The sequence below is a fragment of the Neptuniibacter sp. QD34_54 genome (assembly GCF_047778055.1).
Lineage (GTDB): Bacteria > Pseudomonadota > Gammaproteobacteria > Pseudomonadales > Balneatricaceae > Neptuniibacter.
The window spans coordinates 1,662,019-1,680,252 of the sequence record NZ_CP180546.1 but is presented as its reverse complement, the minus strand read 5'-3'; the positions used below and the strand labels follow the sequence as shown (position 1 = coordinate 1,680,252).

Below are 18,234 nucleotides of genomic sequence, written 5' to 3'. Positions count from 1 at the left end.
TCCCTACCCCTATAACGACCGGACAAGTCTAAAACCAGTTTTTGAATCCGCCGAAGCGTTGCGGACTAAATCCACTGAGCAATTCGACATCTTATCGGCGTAATGCCCGCCCGCCGCTTTAGCTACACCTTGATGAATAACCCACTCTTGAACGTTACCTAGATAGTTAATCATGCCCCAGTTGTTAGCTGATCCACTGCGAACAGATACAGGTGCGTGCCCTTTCAAGATGGTGTCGCCCTGCATTAAACGACAGTTAAAGTTATTCGGCTGGCGCTTATTTCCAGACAGTGCAGCGTGCTTCCACTGCTTGTACTTAGGTAAACGATATTGATGACCGGTGACCTGCGTTAGCCATTTTGCATACGCCACTGCTTGGCTCTGACTAACACCCGTAACCGGTGATCTACCACTGCCAGAACGCACACTACAACCCGTTTGCTTACAGTAGGCGTTGTAATCATCAATGCTTATTTCAAATTTACTGATTGCAAACGGTCCACCAGCACCGGAAGGTATTACAATCATGTAAGGCGCTTTGGTTTGCTGCGAAACCATGTCATAGCAAACCGCTTTAACATTACGACCTAACCCTGCCAGGCTAGGCGAACATGCTTTACCTGTAGCCGTGACTTTCGGCGGTTGTACGCTTGGCTTTTGCTCGGTTACTTCTGGTTTAGCCTCCTCTGTTTCAACCGGTTCCGGCTTTGGTTCTGGAGGCTCTGGTTCAGGAGACTTAGTTGCGAGTTTGTTAAGTTTGATCTTCTGAATTTCTGCATGGTCAGGGTAAAGCTCTTTGGCTTTCCTGATTAGTTTGTTTGCAGCTTCAGCCCTACTTCCCTTTAACTGCTCATAGCGCTTAAGCACGGCATTAGTCAGGTCGGTATGTAATTTTTTAGCTCTCTCGTCTTCCAGTTCCGGCTCTATTTCGGTCAATTGCTGATGTGCTGATACAAACGAATCATACGAGATACTTCTGATCGTCTGCCCAATACGCCACAATTTAGCATCACGGTTATAGCCAGCAATTTTTTCGTCAATCACGGTAGTATCGACAGAATACTTTTTAGCCGACTCTAATAACTGCGCCGCCTTAGACAGCCTGGTTTGCCGTGCTAATTGGTCTGCTAAGCGTAAGTATGTTTCAACAAAAGCTGGGTTTGCTTCACTCTGAATATAAGGGTCGTTCTCACCCAACATTGTTTGTAGTTGCTTATAACTTTGTTCGGCACGAGGGAGGTCATTCGCTTGAAGCTGGGTTTGTAAGGTTTGTTTCAAGCCCTGAATTTCTGCCTGCTGCTTCTTAATCTGCTTATCTTTTTCCCAGGCTGTTTGGCTCGCCGTTATCTGCTGCTCTAAGCCCTTTAATGTGCCTAAGCTTGGGTCAAAGGTTTCTGCTTTCGCTAGAAGATCGAGTGCCTCAGAGAAGCGCTTTTCATCCGAAAATTGCGAAGCAACTTTTGATAGCTGCAAAGCAATATTGGTATTCAATGAAGCAATCTGATGCTCTGTAGCGCCTAAGGAACCTATCTCTTTTAAGCTTTGGGTGAGCTCAGATTCCCAATTGGCGTTTTGACTAACTTGCGACAGTTGCTGAGAAATGTTCTGTTTAAGCTTATTAAAACGTTCTGATTGCGCTTGTTCTGCCAATCCTTGATCAAACGTTTTCAAGGCGCTTTCTATTTGAGGGTTATCCGGAAAGGCCGTGTTATATTCAGTAAGTAATTCAGCAGCATCTTTTAAATTGCCTTGCTGTTCAAGTTGCTCAGCTTGGTTTAGATAGCTCGATGCTAAGCGCTGCGGAATATCTTTAAGCAATGGGTTATCTGGTCTTAATTGCTCGACTTTATCCAATGCCTGTTGAACATCATTAAGAAGTGATGGACTTAATGGCTGAGTCAAAAGAACATTCAGCTGCTTCTGATAATCAGCAATTTCCGCCTCTCTTTCCGCTTTAAGCTGCTTCATATCACCTGAACTCGAGGCGTTGCGGTTTTGTTCAATAATCTGCAGTTCTGTATCAAGCAATTGGCTAAAGCTGGCGTCAGTATTGATACTACGTGCTTTCTCTATCAATGAGATTGATTGCTCCCATTGACTGTTTTCACGTGCGATACGCGCATCTTTCAAATAGGCTTTAGCTAAACGTGTTGCGACCGTTTGCTTAATCTCAGGCGGTGCCTCAAATTGATTTAACAGCCTTTCAGCCTTGATCAAATCACCTTGTTCGATCGCCTTAAGAATCGTTTTTTCATTCTCTGCTAAAGAGGTCTGATATGACTGGATACCTTTCTCAATTTTCTGGCTTAAGTCATTGGATGCGCCATCGCTTAGATAGAGCTGGTATTGCGTAAACTGATCTTTCGCTGAAAACCATTGCGCCTCCGTCATCATCTTAGTTAGATGACTTTCAATAATCGGTGAGGCTTGATTCTTAAATTGGATTAACGTCTTACTTTGCGGCGCTAATCGATTAAGCTCAGATACCGCCTTTTTGAAAGAAGAGAGATCAGATAGCTGTGTCAGTTCGTCAACAGAGGCTAACTCTTTCTCATAATTTGAAATCAAATTAGCTTTCTCAAAACGACCTTTTAGCTGCTTCATTTGATTGTCAGCAACGATAATGGCCTGATTATCAGGAAAGATTCCTTTAGCTACCCCACTCACTGTTTCAGCACGTTCAAATTGTTTTTGCGCAGCTAACCAATCAACCGCTTCTACCATCCTATGAGGAACACGAGGATCAGCAAGCATCGGGTTTTTATGATCGACTCGCTTGATAGAATCAAACAGTTTCGGGAATTGCTCTATCTTTTCTATAAATAGATTTAGTTCGCTACTCAGATAGTTATTCAGTTCAATATTTAACTCGTTGAGACGCCCTGCTTTACGTTTACTAACCAATTCCCTTTGATCTGATAAACGACGAGAATCCTCATAGATCTGTAATGCTCTTGCTGCAACACGTTCGGCTTCAGCGTATTGATCTTCATTGATTTGGTCATTCATTCGAGTGATGAAGAATTTCGTCAGTGAGTTTTTTACTCGCGTATCGTTGAAGTAACGAATACGTTCTTCTTCAGGCATGCTCTCGACTTCGCCCAACCAGTTTAAGATGTCACTTTCTGAGCCATTCTTTAAATCATTAGCTAAATCATCCAGCTCCTTTTCATCCAGAAAATCTCTAACTGGGAAGTAAGCCAAAGCTGATAAAACGGTCGCCGCTAAAGGCCACACATACCATTTGGCCAATAAGCCCGCTTGCTGTGCTTCTGGCAGGAAACCTTGGAGGAATTGATCTACCGAATGCGTCCTAAGCGCAGGATCAAAGCTTAAACCTTGCTTCAATGCCTTCCACTGTTTGCGCTTTAAACTCTTAATTGGTGCAGGCGCTAGCCCCTTATCTCTTGCCTGATCAGCAGGGACTTTCTTACCTTTTTCGATAAACGGGTGTTTACCGGTTAATAGCTCATAAGTGATACAAGCCAGAGCGTATATATCGTCTTTAGGATCAGCCTGGAACGCACCTTCAAGCATTTCTGGAGAAGCATAGTTAGGCGTTAATGCACCTAGTTCACCAGCATCAAATGTATCGGTTTGCCCCTCTTTTGCAGCCCGTGCGATACCAAAATCGAATACCTTGATCGTGTTTTGATCGAGGAAGATATTACTGGGCTTAAAATCGGAATGTACGATATCCCTTCGGTGCGCATAACTCAGCGCAGCACCCATTTCTGCTACATAGCGAAATACCGTATCAAGAGCTAAACCCTTTGGATTCGCCTTAATAACCTTGTTAAGCGGCTCACCCAACATCAGCTCCATGGTCATATAAACATGGTGCTGATCGCGGTCAAAATCGAATACGTTTACGATATTAGGGTGTGCAAGGTTCTGCGTTTTTCGTGCTTCGCGCTGCAAGGATCGAAGCGATTCTGGATGGTCTCTAAAGTTATTATTTAGGACTTTAATCGCGATAAATGTTTCAACGTCCTGAGCATCGATACGGCGTTGGTCCTCAGCTTTAAAGACATCCCCCATACCACCGCAACCAATAAATTCTATTAGTCGGAAGCGGTCCTTAATAATAGAACCAACATTGAGAGTGTGATCTGTTTTATCTGACTCGCCCTCGAAGGGCTTGGACCATTTTGCTGTTGTACTGGTATTACTCGTTCTCGATGTCGGAGAGGTAAAACCAGAGCGATCCCCAGCTACGTCGATCTTTGTTGCATCATCACTTCGAACAATTTGCGTAGCATCTTCCTGCTGAGCAATCTGAGTATGGTCTTCACCATCATTCGCCATCGCTGCTTGTTCGGTTTTGGCAACAACTGTTTGATCTTCAGAGTCTGATGTAGGATTAGCTGCTATTTGTGTTTGATCTTCTGCCGCTATTTCAGTGGCATCCTCTGTAACCGCCTCTGGACTTGGAGCTTTATGACGCGCGACAAAGTAATCAACGGTCTCCGTTAGCTCCTTAGTTACAGCGGCCTCGATATGACCGGCCTTAACTAATTTAGTTAAACCCTCTTTGATACGATCCGCATTTTTAGGATCGCTTATTAAGGTGGTCTGGATAACGGTTTTTAATGACTGTAAATCCGTTTCGCTACGAATATAACGTTGTAGCTCAGCCTTAAATAACTCCATGACTTCTACTTAAAGCTCCACTAGATACTTTCTATTTCTTCAACACTAACCAATACGAGCGTTATATTGTCCTTTGCCGACCGCTCTAAGCATTTCGACATTAAAAGATCGATGCCTTGGTTAATATCGCGCGCTGATTGATTCAGGAGCTGAGTCAATTCGTTCTCACCTATCTCTTTATCCAGGCCGTCGCTGCAAATAAGGAAAAGGTCGCCAGCCTGCAAGGGTCTTAGATCCATATCGATAAAGAGGGAATCATTTGCTCCGACCGCACGCGTAATCACATTCCGCTCAGGATGATTGGGTACATCAACAGGGTTGATTCGTCCCTGCTCTAACATCTCTTGAACAAGCGTGTGATCAACCGTTTCTTGGTTAAGACAACCATTGCGAAGTAGATAAACTCGGCTGTCTCCACACCAATAAACCAAGTACCGATTGGTATCGAAGATAAGACCGGCCACCGTAGTACCAATGACTTTGCCATTGCCACCCGCCATGTTCAGTAACTCTTGGTTTGTTGCAACTAGCGTGTCTTCTAGCCTGTCTATGCGGCAAGCGAGGTTGTCTCCTACTGGGAGTTTGCTTAGCCGCTCGACCACCAGCTGACTTGCAACATCACCAGCATGATGTCCACCCATACCATCCGCAACCGCCCAATGGGCCTGCTGATCACAAGTGTATAGCGCATCTTCGTTGATTTTACGGACATGCCCCGTTTCCGTTCGGGCGACTGAACGCCAGGTAAGCTGTCTAGACATCTGCAAACTCCCCAGCATATTCAATACCTGCAATAAAATGCGAAAAGTGCTCAGTCGCCGGTAAGCCCGAGCTCACCAAGAATTGGGGTTCTACACCTTCAGTCCCTTCGCTCATCCATAACACGGGATATTCCACCGCAGTTACCAGATCTAAAAAATGATACTGATAACGCATAGAGTGAATATTTTGCATCAGTGGTAGTTCGCCTTTAACAGCTTGTAGCTCAGTCGGCGGCGAGATTGGCCTTAGTGCTAGAGCATCCACCTGTTCATAAAATTGATCAAAATTAAAATCCAGTTCTAAGGTATCTAAAAGCAGGTCTTCTATTCGCTGATAGACCGTTTCTTGTGCTAATACCTGCTCATAAGTCACTAATCGTTGATGGACTGGCAACGCGATTAAGCAAGGAAACTGACGACCGACTTTGTCGATACTAGGAATAAATACACCCATCCATGGGTTCTGATCGAACACACCCGCAGATATGAAAAAGCGCCAGATAGGAGCAACGATATAACGCGCATTCCAGTCGTCGCCTAAACAACCTTTTGCCGAATGTAACCCCTGTTGAAACCACTGATCAAAGTTATCGACCAACGACCGTGGTAGTCCTCTAGTCACAAAGTCTCCACGGCACGGCATCTTGCCGTAAAAACCAGCTCTCTGCTCCATTACAACGTCTCCGGGCAGTAAAAGCCTGATAACAAATCATGACCAAATGGGTTAATAGCACTCAATGCTCTTAATTCGAACATCGCTTTATGGCCCTGTTCATCGAAGGTCACTTGGTAAATGGCTGGATTGTTGGTTTTATTCAAGCTGGCACTATTCAGTACTCGGAACCAAGCCCAAGGGCCAATTTCTGAACGTGAGGAAAGCATACCCACCTGACTTTGAAGTGACATCGATACACTATCGGTACTAGGGGTTGGCCAATTCAGGTTTATTGGACGACGAGGACCATGACGGTAAGTAATGTTTTGTTCGCCTAACGTCATCTCAAACTTTGAAACTCTGGCATCAAGACTTAGCGGTCGCATCACAAAAGGAACAGACAGTTGACCGTTGCGGAAAAACACTTCCTGAATTTTGCTGGCCCTTTGAAGCTGCGCTAGAGTTCGATTCGATAAGCCAATAGACTGGCCATCGACTTTGCGTTCGACCCAAGTCCGCCCTTTGGTATCAACAAAATCTCTTAGGTAGTTTTGGAAAAACGTATCCAATGTTCCCTGTGGCGAGAAGAAACGCGAGAAGTCTTCTAATGTCGATTCAGTTGGCGAATTAGGATCAAGTGGGAAACGTCCTGCAACAAAGGCTTTACACTCTTGATACACCTGAGTCTGCCAAAGTTGGTTTAACTCATCTAACGTCCCTTTAAGCATCATCTGCCAGTTTTGAGTACCTAGATCACCTACCCAACCCTGCATCACTGGTGGCAAGCTATGTTGGTAGCTGTTCACTTTGCCTATTGGATCTTGGCCGCCTTGTGCTAATCGGTTTTGTGCTGCATCGAGTGCACCTGTACTTGAGAAGGATGAATTAGCAACACTGTCCATATACAAACCGAGATTCGCCAAGTCATCACTTAAACGATCAAACAACGTGCTATTACCTCGACGCTCAAGTAGTTTGTGATACGGCGCATAATGACGTTCTACACGCTCACCAAGGTTGCCGCCAAGCTTATCTAGCAAACCTGATTTTTTAGCATTTCGTAATAGCTTACTAACGCGTTGCTGCTGAACAGCAGCTTTTTGGTTTAAACTCGCGACAGAACGCGCTAGCTCTTCACCCCCTTCACCTTGCCCTGCAGCGATGTATTTAGTCAGGGTCGTTTGCTCTTTTACCGCTTCTAAAAGATAACGAACAGGGCTATCGATACCGGCTGAAATGCTCACCTGACGAACGCTATCTCGAGCATTGGCTGGACGCTTAACGGTTAGATCATCCAATAAGCCATCCCAGTTTTTAATGTAATCCGCGTAGTAAAGGTTGAGCACTTTACGTTGCAGCGCATCTAGATCGATATTAGCCTGCTGATAGCGCTCACCCATAACCCAGTTGTTTTCTAGGAAACGTTTTGAGATCTCTACACTGTTAGGCAGGAACAGTTCATAAAAACCTTTTTTGGTAAAGAAACCAGGCATTACAAACTGTTTTAAGTCCTGACCCATTTTACTTTTGAAAATATCAAAACCATAAGGGCCTAGAACATCATCGAGAATAAGATCATGCGTCCGGCTCTCTTGTAGCTCTCGTTTAACAGCTTGATATACCTGCTTTTCCAACGGATCACGCGATAGATTTTTACGTGCTTCGGTGATGATCTTGTCGTTCATAGCGACTGGGGAAAAGCCATCATTCAGCAATGTATCTAGATGTGCTTCTAGGTGATTTAACTCTTCATCAGTCAGTTCGTTATCAGCTTGCCAATCGAGCATAGCCCAGCTTTTTAGGAGCTCGGCATCGTAGTCACGGACACCACCATACATCAGATAGACGCGCAGAAGTTCATACAGAGCGTTGGTGTCGCGTGGATCATTCGCAATGATCAGCTCTTCTATGCGCGCAACAAGTACAGGTAAGAACTGGCTTTCTAGCCATTTGCGATAGGCACTATCGGTACCTTGTTTAACCTTATCGCCCTGAAAAAGACCAAAACCATGATCGATCCCAGCAGACGCATAAACATGAGGTAATTTTTGAAGTTTATCTAAGCTTGGCAGTACCGCTCTAAAATCAGCACTCGCCAAAGGTTCGGTTACTTGAAGATTCTGTACTTCTGCTAATTCGGACGCAGATTTATCAATACTTTGATTGTTATTGAAGTAAGACCACGCCCAAGCACTGCAACCAACACCTACAACAAGCAGCGCTGCAACCGCGCTTAAACGTTGAAGCCAGGTTTTTCTGCGTAGTAAGCCTTGATCCAGTCCAGCAACACCGGCTTCACCAATAATGACTTTGGTCAGCAGGTCTCGAATGAAGAAGCTTTTCCCTTTACCGGAGCCGCCAACCATCGTTGCACGACCAAAACCGAAGCTGCGGACAAGATTACCCAGCAAGCGGTCGATCGGCGATCCCACCTGCGTACCACTCGTGTAGTAAACACCTCTAAGCAATACGGGTTCGCTGTAACGGCTACTAGAGAATGTTTCAGCAAGGAACAGAGACACAATATCCCGCAAACCCGCAAACTGACTTGGGAATCCAAGGATCAATCCGCGTTTGTCCGGATCGTGCTCATGGTGTAAACGCTCTAATACCTGCTGTTGCAGACGCGTGCTTAGCTGCTGAAAACGCTCTGGGTATTGCTCAACAGGGAGATCACATTGCCCGTTGGCATCAATACCAAAAGTTTCACCCCAAACTTGTCCACGCGCATCTTTGTCATAACTGTCAAAGAACTCGCTAAAACCGGGAATCAAATCACACTTGGTAAAGGTGAAATAGATCGGAAATTTGATACCAAGATTATCTTGCAACTCTTCTATACGGCGGCGAATGGTTTTAGCGCACTGACGACGCTCCTCGTCTGATTGCTGCATCAGATCGGCCATACTCATAGCGATGATAGCGCCGTTAATCGGTTGCTGAGGGCGGTTAAACTTCAACAACTCCATAAATTTTTGCCATGCAGCCTTATCAACCGATTCATGACTATCTTGGGTCGTAAAACGGCCAGCGGTATCGATCATGACCGCTTCATCAGCAAACCACCAATCACAGTGGCGTGTGCCACCGATGCCCTGAATAGCTTCACTGCCCATTTTATCTGCAAGCGGGAAATGAAGGCCCGAATTAACTAAGGCTGTTGTTTTACCTGAGCCAGGAGGGCCAATGATGACGTACCAAGGCAATTCGTATAGGGCGTATTTTCCCTTTTTGCCCTTTGAATTAAGAACTTCCAGCGCTTCATCAAAACGTTCACCAATAACGCTTTGTTCTTCCGCTGTCGCTTGCTCTTCACGTAGCTCTACTTGATGGTTGCTGGAAAGGTTTTCCATCAACTGTTCATTTTTCTTTTTCGACTGCCAATGCAATCGAGCAACGTTGGCACCCCATAATGCAATAACGATAACAATTGCTAATAATCGAGCAAAATCAGAAGATAAAAAGTACGTATCAGCAATCGCGATCAACGGGCCAACAAACCAGATCAACAGAGCGACACACACCAGACCTAACAGTTGTAGAAACCACTTATTCGTTACAAAACTAACAATCTTTTTCACGACAAAACCTGTTTTTCAATCCCTAGAAAATTCGTTACTACTTGCGTAAAACGATCTCAACACGTCGATTTAGTGCTCGGTTTTTAGCTGAAGAGTTCGGTACTAAAGGCTCGCTATCTGCTAACCCTTCTACCCGAATCACTTGCTGCGCCGGCAATTTACTTTTCAGTAAGTCGCCCACTGAATCAGCCCTCGCTTTTGAAAGAACCCAGTTTGATGGGAATCGAGCTGAGAAAATTGGAATGTTGTCCGAATGCCCTTGCACTTCAATCGGTGCTGACAGTTCGGGAATGGTTTCACCGATTCTCTCAATCAGTGGAATAAACCGAGGAGATAGCTCAGCCTGACCGGATGCAAACAGTTTGGTATGACGGATACGAACACGAGTGTGGGTAGCGTCATCGATCAATTCAATCACACCGTTATCTATTTCCGATTTGAGTGCCGGTGTCAGAATTCCAACCAAATCTAAACGTTGGAAATCTAGGACTGGCGGTGGTGCAGGAACATAACGATTAAGTTTATCGATATTTACGGGTGTAACTTGCAACGGATCTGCCTGCCCTACTACCGCTAAGTTCGCCATAACCTGATCTGATTTTTGGTTTAAATACCAGTTAAAACCAATAAAAGAGGAAGATAAGAGTACTAAAGCAACTGACCAAATAACCCATTGAGGAAGATGGCGAACAAAGCCTTGGTGAGCGACATCTAATCCCATCCAAGCTGGTGATAATGGCAACGCAGCTCTATTACGATGTCTTGTTATGAGGATATAAAGCTCACTACGGAGTTGATCTAGTTCCCTTCTGCCATTAGAGAGACGACGGTATTTACCTTCAAAACCGAGCGATAAGCAGCAATAGTAAAACTCTAAAACCAACAAACTAGTAGCAGGTCTTTGCATCAATTCTTGAAGGTAGTGGAAGAAGTTCTCCCCACCCCAAGCTTCTTGATGCAGATTGATTAGCATACTGTCCCCAGACCAGCGACTTGTGCTTCCCCAAGGGGTATTTAATACAATTTCATCAACTAATGAGCACATGGCATAACTAATTTGATGAGCTGTATTTGGATCGGCTTGTATTCCCCACCCCTGACTGCGATAGAAATTAAGTTGATCTAACGCGTAACGATGAAACTCATCAAGATTAGGACACTCTGATGCACTCTGAATTTTGCTCGCGAACGTTAACAACGGCGAAACCATAGCAATCAGAGGATTCTCTTCATACATAGGTACCGCTGATTGATAATGCTGTTGATCATAAGCAGCTGGGCTAGGTTGGTACGCAGGAGCCGCCGGTTGAGCAGGCTGCCCAACATAACCTTGATGAGGAGCGTATTCATGCGCCGGTTGTCCGTAGCTGGCACTTGATGGGGTTTGAGAGTGAGGCTGCTGAGCAGGCTGATACCCACCGGGAGGAACCGCTTGTCCATTATAGGGCTGTTCCGGTGTATATTGAGGTGCCTGTTGTGAGCCCGCATGACCCTGATTCTGCTGCCCATCTCGCTGCGGCCTTCTGCCACCCGGTGTAGGCCTAATAATTGTTTGGTCTTCCATGAATAAACTCTCTATTACCGCCGTTTAATCGCCCAAAATTGACACTCTAGGCCCGGAAAATCGCCACCTATGTGGAACGCGATTCCGCCTGACTGTTGCAGGTTTTTCCATAGCGCATTGCTGATATCTAATTGGAAATAAGTGAAACCTGCGTGATACGGAATCTCTCGAGGAGCCACAGGCAGATCACTAACTGGAATACCTGGTAGCGCACTGCTGATTAATTCTCGGATCTGCTCGACTGGCCCAATTTTCATTTGAGCAGGTAACTGCTTTCGTAATTTTTCTTGCGGTACTTGGGCGCTAACGGCCAGCACGAAGTCTGCACTTTTGAGTAAGGATCTATCGTTGATACGTGCCGCACGAATCCCATATTGCGGTGGAGATAACGGAATAGACTCTGCGATATTTTCCAGTACGGTACCGAAAGACTCTCTCAGATCGACAAAAAGTGGCGAGAACGTTTCAAAGAGTGCTTCATGCTCATATTTGGGATATTCAGGTGAACGCTTATCCTTCTTCATAAACGTTGATAACTCACCTGCCATACCCAGCAATCTCTCGTACAATCCAAGAGGATGTAGCTCTTCCAAATCACGCAGAAGATTAAGCACAGGATCTAAACGATTGAGGATCTGCAGCAGCATAAAATCTGTAACTTCTGCAACGCCACCTTTGCCGCCACCACCAGCAACACGACCCGCTAGCTCTCTTGCACGGGTCATAACTAAGCTATGTAGCTCTGTTACAAAATCAGTTAATAATGGCGAGGCCTTAGTATGAAGAACGGTAGGTATATAATCGCGACGTAAACGAATTTTTCCACCTTTAACTTCCTCAATATGGGCAACCGCAATCTGAGTGTACCCTTCAGGCACAACCAGTGAATCATCGCCACGTTCTGGTTCCACAAAAAGACGCATACGTAATTCACCGACTTGAATCGATGAATTTTCGCCGTGCTCATCAGACGAATCTTTTAACTCCAACGATCTCGGTAGATATCTAATGAGACTATTTCTGTGATCACTTTCACCGATCTCAGCCGTACCTTCTTGGCGCAGAGGAATCGCTAAATAAACAACGGCATCTTCAATAGAGTCTGGAACACGAATTGATAGCGGTGGCGCATCGCCCGTCAACGTACTAAAGCTAGTTCCATCCGGAAAAATACCTGCGCACTCTTCAAGCGTAAGCTCGCCAATTTCTAAATGTGATTGATTGATCTTGAGCGCCGAAAAACCCCAAGCATAAGGCGTGAGATCTCGATTACGATTGGTTAATTCTTTTGAGATATAGCGCTCAAACTGTTGAAAATGATGAGGGCGTAGAAACATCCCCTCATGCCAGATAACTTTGTTAGTCAATTAACAGCCCTCTTTAACTAATACATCAAGCAAACCGGCTTTCTTACAATCTTCCAGTTTCATGGGATTAACAGTCACACCACCCTCTTCTACTTTGACACCCTGTGATGCTTGCAGAGACGGTGCAGCTAATGAAGGCGTTACTCCTTGCGCTGCCACATTGCCGTTTGGTGAAACAGTCAGTACATTCGCGTTTAGATAAGCCACTAGCGAAACATCAGCTTGGCTTGGAATCGGGAGAATCTGCTTATGAATAGCGTTATCTGTATTCTGGAATGCTGCCATCACCGCAACGAAATGCGCACCGGGGTCAATAACAGATTGGTGATTTACAAAAGAGCCTGGGGCAACGACATATTCTTCACGAGATAATAGATCTGCAGATAAGAGCGTCTTATCTTGATCGTAAAGATCGAAAAAGCTGGCTTCTTTAAAATCAACTTCTTTACGTAATTGATAAACTCTAACGACCGTAGGAGAAGGCCTACCAGAGAGATCGAGATTAGTTAATGGATGGGCCGATATAGCCAGAGCAAGATTAGAATCCGGTGGCGTATCATCTTTTACTTCAACAGATAAACACCCGCTTAGAGAGAGAAATAACAACATACAGAACATTGCCCTGTAACCTTTCTCAAACCTCAATGACATAATCTAACTCCTTTAGTCTTTTTCCATTTAGAACTGCAACAACGCAAAAGGCTGCCGAATCCGCAAAGCAGATTGGCAGCCCTTAAACTTAATTTAGAGAAATTAAGCTTTAGGTACACGCCAGTCATCAGAACCAGACGTTCCTGCTACTTCGTGCGTCCAAGAGATCTTACGGTAAGTTAACGCAATATCTTCCATGTGCGTGAAGTGAGCCATATCTGGATCCTGACAGTTAGGCATTTTCGCCTTAATATCAACGATCATTGCGTCTTCTAGTTCGTGCGTGAAGTAATGTTCTTGCTGACCCGTCATAGACGTGCGGTACCACTTCAACACAACTTTTGGTAGACGCTCACCACTAGTCAACGCTTCATAAAGTTTTGGCGAAGACTTGTCGTAAATCTTTGTAATAACAAACGCATCATGAACACGCTGACCGCTTGGCTGACCACTCTGCGGATCACGTGGGATCAAAATTTGGTGTTCAAAACCTTGAACAGTGATCTCATTTTCATGATCTTCCTGAAAACGGTTACCCATGGATTCCATGCTGTTAGCGCCTTCAGTGATGTTGCCCTGAGTTTCACCCTCAATGGACATATAACCTGGAGTTGGCATATATCTCTCCTTAGATTTAGTGGTTTAAAAATTTCACAACCACCTATTCAATCCGCATGCCAACTTTTAAAAACCCTATTCCTTTGCGGCCTACAACCATAATCACTATCCAAGTTACTTCAGGCACACAAGGGCTTAATGAGCACAAAAGCGCTCAATTGAGAAAAACTAAGCTAAAACCCCAAGCAATCTTTCTTTCAAATCGAAGGGCATTCCTTCCAAACCATCGATATCAACCAATTCCTCAAAGGTAGAACCACCAGAAAGCTGAGAAACCATAGAAACAAGAGAGTCTTGAGGACGAAACGCAGGAACAACAGATGTGAGAACAACATAAGGCAGATCACCCGATACATCAGGCAGTGTCTCGATGCTTACCTCATACCCCAATCCAGAAAGAATCCTTTGTAGATCTGGGCTTTGCTCAATTAGCAACCAGATAGTCAGCGCCCTTATAACGAAAGGAGAAACTTCTTCATAACGCATCTCCTGACCACCAATACGATCTGAGATAAGCCCAACCAGATCGTAACTACAGTCATAGCCTAAAACCCAGCGCACAGGAGTAGAAAACAGTAACGGTGAAGATAAACCAGACAACTCTTGGGAATAACTCCAAGGAGTTAGCGACAATTTATTGTGAATAGCAGATAAAGGGGTAGAAAGCTTAGCTGACAAGCCAAATGCATCACGCATAACTGACTTATAGCGCTCTTCAAGTAGAGAAAAATTTTTCTCAGCGCCTATCACCTTATCTCGTGAGGCACTCTGCATGTACTCACCCAAAACTTTTCGAGGGGCACAAAGCGTAGTGAGCGTTTTAACGTAACCGTGAAGATCTTCGCTCAATAACGAGCTAACTTTCTTAGATTGATCGCGCAGAGAGGACAAATCCTCAAACTGAATTTCCCTAACTGGTGTCATAACAACGTCCCTATCCACCAAATTCTTTATAAAACTCGAGCCAGTCTACTTATATATTTAAAAAAAACAAATAATTTAAAACCCAAATAAGCGTGTGAGAATATTTATTCTCACCCATAAAAACCCTTTAAATATTCTTTATTCATTATTCAAAAATAAATGGCATAAAACATGCTATTTAATATTTAAACTATCATGGATAACCAAGATGAAAGTATGTAAAGGGAAATACCTTCTTGTCGGATTAATCGCCGCTAGCACACACCAACTCAGCGCAGCAGGAACGCCACCTTCTCACTTACCCGAAGCTCGATATGACAGTGAGATAAAGGAACAAGATTACCTGATAACACAGGAGCAAAAAGGCAAATGGGCGGTCAACTGTCGCCAGAGAATCAATCCTGCATCAACTGATAAACGTTGTAGTGCCACTGATGGAAGGCAGATTCTTAAATTCACAGCTCAGGCCGAAGAACCCGCTCCACCACCAGCCAAAGCTTTTGAACAAGCAGCTAAACTCACTGATGGCTACATACTGCAACTTGCTGCTTTCTCCACCCAAGAAGCGGCACTTAGATTTCAGGCTACCCATTCAACAATCAGATCTCGCGTAGTTTCGACCACAGTACAAAGTGTTCAAATGTTTAATGTTATTACACCCGTGATAGAGAACTTTAAACAAGCGCAAGTTTCTGCAGAAAATACGGCTAAAACCCTAGGTTATTTACCCTGGATTCGAACAACAGATTCAATATAACTCACTACATAAACCACAAGGATGACTTATGTATACTCTAGCAAAAATACTTAACTTTTTAATGGCAAGCCTATTTACGATTTTAGGCATAGCTGCGTTATTAATGGGCAACTTCTTTGCACCATTCTTTCCAGTCGATTTAGCGATCGTCATGTCGATTCTACCGTTTCTGGTAACGGCTATGGGCATCGTAGGTCTATGGAGCATCTTCACAAATAACAGAAGCTGGCAAATAGCATTTTCTCTATTTACTGCAATGTTCTGGTACATCGGAACAATTATAGGTGTGTTGAGCCTTATCTTGCTCCTTGCGAGCAAACCATCAGAAGAAGAAACAACAGAACTACCAAACCCTACCGCATAAATTCAAAGACACGGAGTATGCCTTTTACTCCGTGTCTGATTCTTAGAAGGGTCTTAGTGTTTTAAAATTGAGATCAGAGAGTAACAGGAGAGAAACGGCTTTTCCTTTTCATAAACTATTCCTCACATCCTTGTGATATATCAAATTAAATTAAACTTACTCTGATCCCAATTATTTATTTGCTACTTCTGTACTTTTAATTTCTTCGGCCTTTTCTAATATTTTCAATGCCATTTCATTACCAGCCTTAGCTTGCATTGACACGAAATCAATAGATTTCTTTTTCAAGTAATTATTTGCTTCAAACTGTCCTATGTATATACCACCATATAGAAGAAGTAGTTTTTCATCAAAAGAACGATAACCATTGTCATATGCTCGTTGATATAACATTAGTGCTTCCTCAAAGCGATCCGTTCTTACCTCATAATGGTTACGATTAAGGTTAATATCAGCTTTAACAACCATAGCCTCAACATTACCGTCTTCAATCATATTATCTAACAGTGCATGTATTTTTCTGGTATTTTTCTTTAGGTATCTACTTCCTTGTTGTAAATACAACCTAAGAAGCTCAATTTCAGCAAGGCTATAATTTTTTTCAGTTAACGATTCATATAACTCTATGGAAAGCTCTTGGTTGCGTTTAGAGAAATATCTAGCAGCTAAAAGCATCGAATACTTATCTTTCATATCAACATAGTCATCTATCCGATAACCTGCAACTAAATATTTTTTAAAAGACAACTCAAGAACTGGATAATACCTTTGCTTGCTCAAGTATTTAACTATATGCCCATAGTATCGATTGATTTCGTACTTATCCATACCTTCAAGCTCTGATAAAATCCTGTCTAGGTTACTTGAAATCCCAGAATTCCCTAGGAACATTTCTTTCTCTTTATCACCTTCAATAAAATCCAGCTCATCTGAAATCGTTTCAAGATCACCTAAATCAACCAGAGCGTCTCTTACTTTTTCATAGTTTGATTCATTTGAAAAAGAATGATGCTTCAGGTAATCCAAAAATACTTTTAAAGCCTCAACATTTTTATTTTCAATTGCGTTATCAATCCATTTTTCTTCTATTAAATCATCTAGCAAAAATTTTTTTATACTCGCTATATATCCACGTTCTGCCATAGTTCGATGGTGTAGATTAAGTTCATCATGGCTTAAGCTGTAAGATTTATAATGAGAGAGATATTCAAGAGCTTCCTGATTACCAAGAGATGCGGCTTTCTCCAATACTTGTACCGATAAATTCCTATCTTCGCCTCTCATCCGACTAAATAGAGTCATCATAAGTTCATCATTACCACTATCTAAGACCCATCCAGTGTAAGGCTCAGTTCCAAAATTATTAATTAACTTTCTTAGTGATTTAACATCACCCTTTCTCGCCTTTTGCTCAATAATTTCAAACTCTTTCGTTTCTTCATCTTTTCTGAGTACCGCTAGCATTGAATCTAGATCACCTGATCTCATGACCATTTCTTTATATTCTTCAGCCAAATTGGAGTCTTTAGAACTTCCCTTGCGGTAATATAAAGCTAAAAATGCAGCAGACTCTGAGTTACCAAGGCTAGCTTTATTCTGATGGCAATATATTTCAAGTTCTTTATTAGGTGCACCAGTACAATCCTGCTCTTCAACAAAAGAGGCAGTCTTCATTGAAGAGCAAGCTCCTAAAGAGGATAAGACAGCCACACTGAGGACTACTTTATATATTTTTTTCATAAAATCCCTTTGAATTTATTAAAATTTTAATTTTAGATAATTAGGGTCAGAGTAAATTTTTCTTTGGCCTAGCCCTACTATCTTCTTTCAACCGGCTATTACTTAATTGTTCTAACTCCTCTACAAAGCGGTCATTACCTAAAACTAATCCTTTATTCGATGCCTTCCTTATATCTTCCAACAAGCGACCTTCTATATGACTATCAAATAAAGCCCTGTAATACTTCTGACGCTCATCCGGACTTGAGCCCAAGTCAATTTATAAATGATGCGGGCTTAATAAATCACTATTCTTTCCAAGTCCATTGCATTGCTAGCTTGACCATATGTAATCCGCTGGATCATCCACAATCTGGGCACGTACAGGATTAAGTTCGATATAGCGATAAAGGAGAAAAAGGTATTCAGGTGCATTGACTAAACATGATTTAAAACGACCTTCCCATGACGTCCTGCACGCTGATAGCGTGTAATTGAAATACCTTAGGTAGCTTCTACCCTGAGACTACATCATCTTTGATACAGCGTTTGGGCTATTAGGCGTACATAACATGTGCACATGGTTGGTCATTAAAACCCAAGCATGTGTTGATACATCA

12 protein-coding genes are annotated in these 18,234 nt (G+C 43.3%); 2 read left to right on the top strand and 10 right to left on the bottom strand.

The window, feature by feature from the left end; translation table 11 throughout:
- Positions 1–9: 9 nt before the first annotated feature.
- From ACMXYP_RS07700 to ACMXYP_RS07660, 9 genes are all read right to left on the bottom strand, one after another.
- Positions 10–4,653 (bottom strand): protein kinase domain-containing protein, encoded by a 4,644-nt coding sequence (locus ACMXYP_RS07700; RefSeq protein WP_415884426.1) that lies wholly within the window; start codon positions 4,651–4,653, stop codon positions 10–12.
- Between the two features lie 20 nt (positions 4,654–4,673).
- The gene (locus tag ACMXYP_RS07695; RefSeq protein ID WP_415884425.1) at positions 4,674–5,414 is read right to left on the bottom strand and encodes a PP2C family protein-serine/threonine phosphatase; all 741 of its coding nucleotides are present in this window, start codon (positions 5,412–5,414) and stop codon (positions 4,674–4,676) included.
- Entirely contained in the window at positions 5,407–6,087 is a 681-nt protein-coding gene (gene tagF / locus ACMXYP_RS07690) for a type VI secretion system-associated protein TagF (protein ID WP_415884424.1), read from the bottom strand. The genes ACMXYP_RS07695 and tagF overlap by 8 nt, the downstream gene beginning before the upstream one ends.
- Complete coding sequence (gene tssM / locus ACMXYP_RS07685) at positions 6,087–9,650, bottom strand: type VI secretion system membrane subunit TssM (protein WP_415884423.1); 3,564 nt, start codon at positions 9,648–9,650, stop codon at positions 6,087–6,089. Before tssM ends, tagF begins: the two co-directional genes overlap by 1 nt.
- A gap of 37 nt (positions 9,651–9,687) precedes the next feature.
- Entirely contained in the window at positions 9,688–11,214 is a 1,527-nt protein-coding gene (tssL, locus tag ACMXYP_RS07680; protein WP_415884422.1) for a type VI secretion system protein TssL, long form, read from the bottom strand.
- Positions 11,215–11,228: 14 nt separating this feature from the next.
- Complete coding sequence (gene tssK / locus ACMXYP_RS07675) at positions 11,229–12,581, bottom strand: type VI secretion system baseplate subunit TssK (RefSeq protein ID WP_415884421.1); 1,353 nt, start codon at positions 12,579–12,581, stop codon at positions 11,229–11,231.
- Entirely contained in the window at positions 12,582–13,232 is a 651-nt protein-coding gene (gene tssJ / locus ACMXYP_RS07670; protein ID WP_415884420.1) for a type VI secretion system lipoprotein TssJ, read from the bottom strand.
- Positions 13,233–13,334: 102 nt separating this feature from the next.
- Positions 13,335–13,850, bottom strand: a complete 516-nt coding sequence (locus ACMXYP_RS07665) for an Hcp family type VI secretion system effector (protein ID WP_415884419.1) — start codon at positions 13,848–13,850, stop codon at positions 13,335–13,337.
- A gap of 168 nt (positions 13,851–14,018) precedes the next feature.
- The gene (locus tag ACMXYP_RS07660; RefSeq protein WP_415884418.1) at positions 14,019–14,774 is read right to left on the bottom strand and encodes a hypothetical protein; all 756 of its coding nucleotides are present in this window, start codon (positions 14,772–14,774) and stop codon (positions 14,019–14,021) included.
- Positions 14,775–14,982: 208 nt separating this feature from the next.
- Here ACMXYP_RS07660 and ACMXYP_RS07655 point away from each other — a divergent pair, with 208 nt between their 5' ends.
- Positions 14,983–15,531, top strand: a complete 549-nt coding sequence (locus ACMXYP_RS07655) for an SPOR domain-containing protein (protein WP_415884417.1) — start codon at positions 14,983–14,985, stop codon at positions 15,529–15,531.
- A gap of 28 nt (positions 15,532–15,559) precedes the next feature.
- Positions 15,560–15,895: a hypothetical protein gene (locus ACMXYP_RS07650; protein WP_415884416.1), complete on the top strand. Its 336-nt coding sequence runs from the start codon at positions 15,560–15,562 to the stop codon at positions 15,893–15,895.
- Positions 15,896–16,066: 171 nt separating this feature from the next.
- Here ACMXYP_RS07650 and ACMXYP_RS07645 read toward each other — a convergent pair whose 3' ends face one another.
- A complete protein-coding gene (locus tag ACMXYP_RS07645; RefSeq protein ID WP_415884415.1) occupies positions 16,067–17,635 on the bottom strand; it encodes a hypothetical protein in 1,569 nt (522 codons plus the stop codon).
- Positions 17,636–18,234: the final 599 nt, after the last annotated feature.

Bases quoted from the DNA above. Each gene is read 5' to 3' on its own strand.
- tagF (WP_415884424.1), bottom strand. From the start codon at position 6,087: ATGGAGCAGAGAGCTGGTTTTTACGGCAAGATGCCGTGCCGTGGAGAC.
- ACMXYP_RS07700 (WP_415884426.1), bottom strand. From the start codon at position 4,653: ATGGAGTTATTTAAGGCTGAGCTACAACGTTATATTCGTAGCGAAACG.
- ACMXYP_RS07655 (WP_415884417.1), top strand. From the start codon at position 14,983: ATGAAAGTATGTAAAGGGAAATACCTTCTTGTCGGATTAATCGCCGCT.
- ACMXYP_RS07660 (WP_415884418.1), bottom strand. From the start codon at position 14,774: ATGACACCAGTTAGGGAAATTCAGTTTGAGGATTTGTCCTCTCTGCGC.
- tssJ (WP_415884420.1), bottom strand. From the start codon at position 13,232: ATGTCATTGAGGTTTGAGAAAGGTTACAGGGCAATGTTCTGTATGTTG.
- ACMXYP_RS07665 (WP_415884419.1), bottom strand. From the start codon at position 13,850: ATGCCAACTCCAGGTTATATGTCCATTGAGGGTGAAACTCAGGGCAAC.
- tssL (WP_415884422.1), bottom strand. From the start codon at position 11,214: ATGGAAGACCAAACAATTATTAGGCCTACACCGGGTGGCAGAAGGCCG.
- ACMXYP_RS07650 (WP_415884416.1), top strand. From the start codon at position 15,560: ATGTATACTCTAGCAAAAATACTTAACTTTTTAATGGCAAGCCTATTT.
- ACMXYP_RS07695 (WP_415884425.1), bottom strand. From the start codon at position 5,414: ATGTCTAGACAGCTTACCTGGCGTTCAGTCGCCCGAACGGAAACGGGG.
- ACMXYP_RS07645 (WP_415884415.1), bottom strand. From the start codon at position 17,635: ATGAAAAAAATATATAAAGTAGTCCTCAGTGTGGCTGTCTTATCCTCT.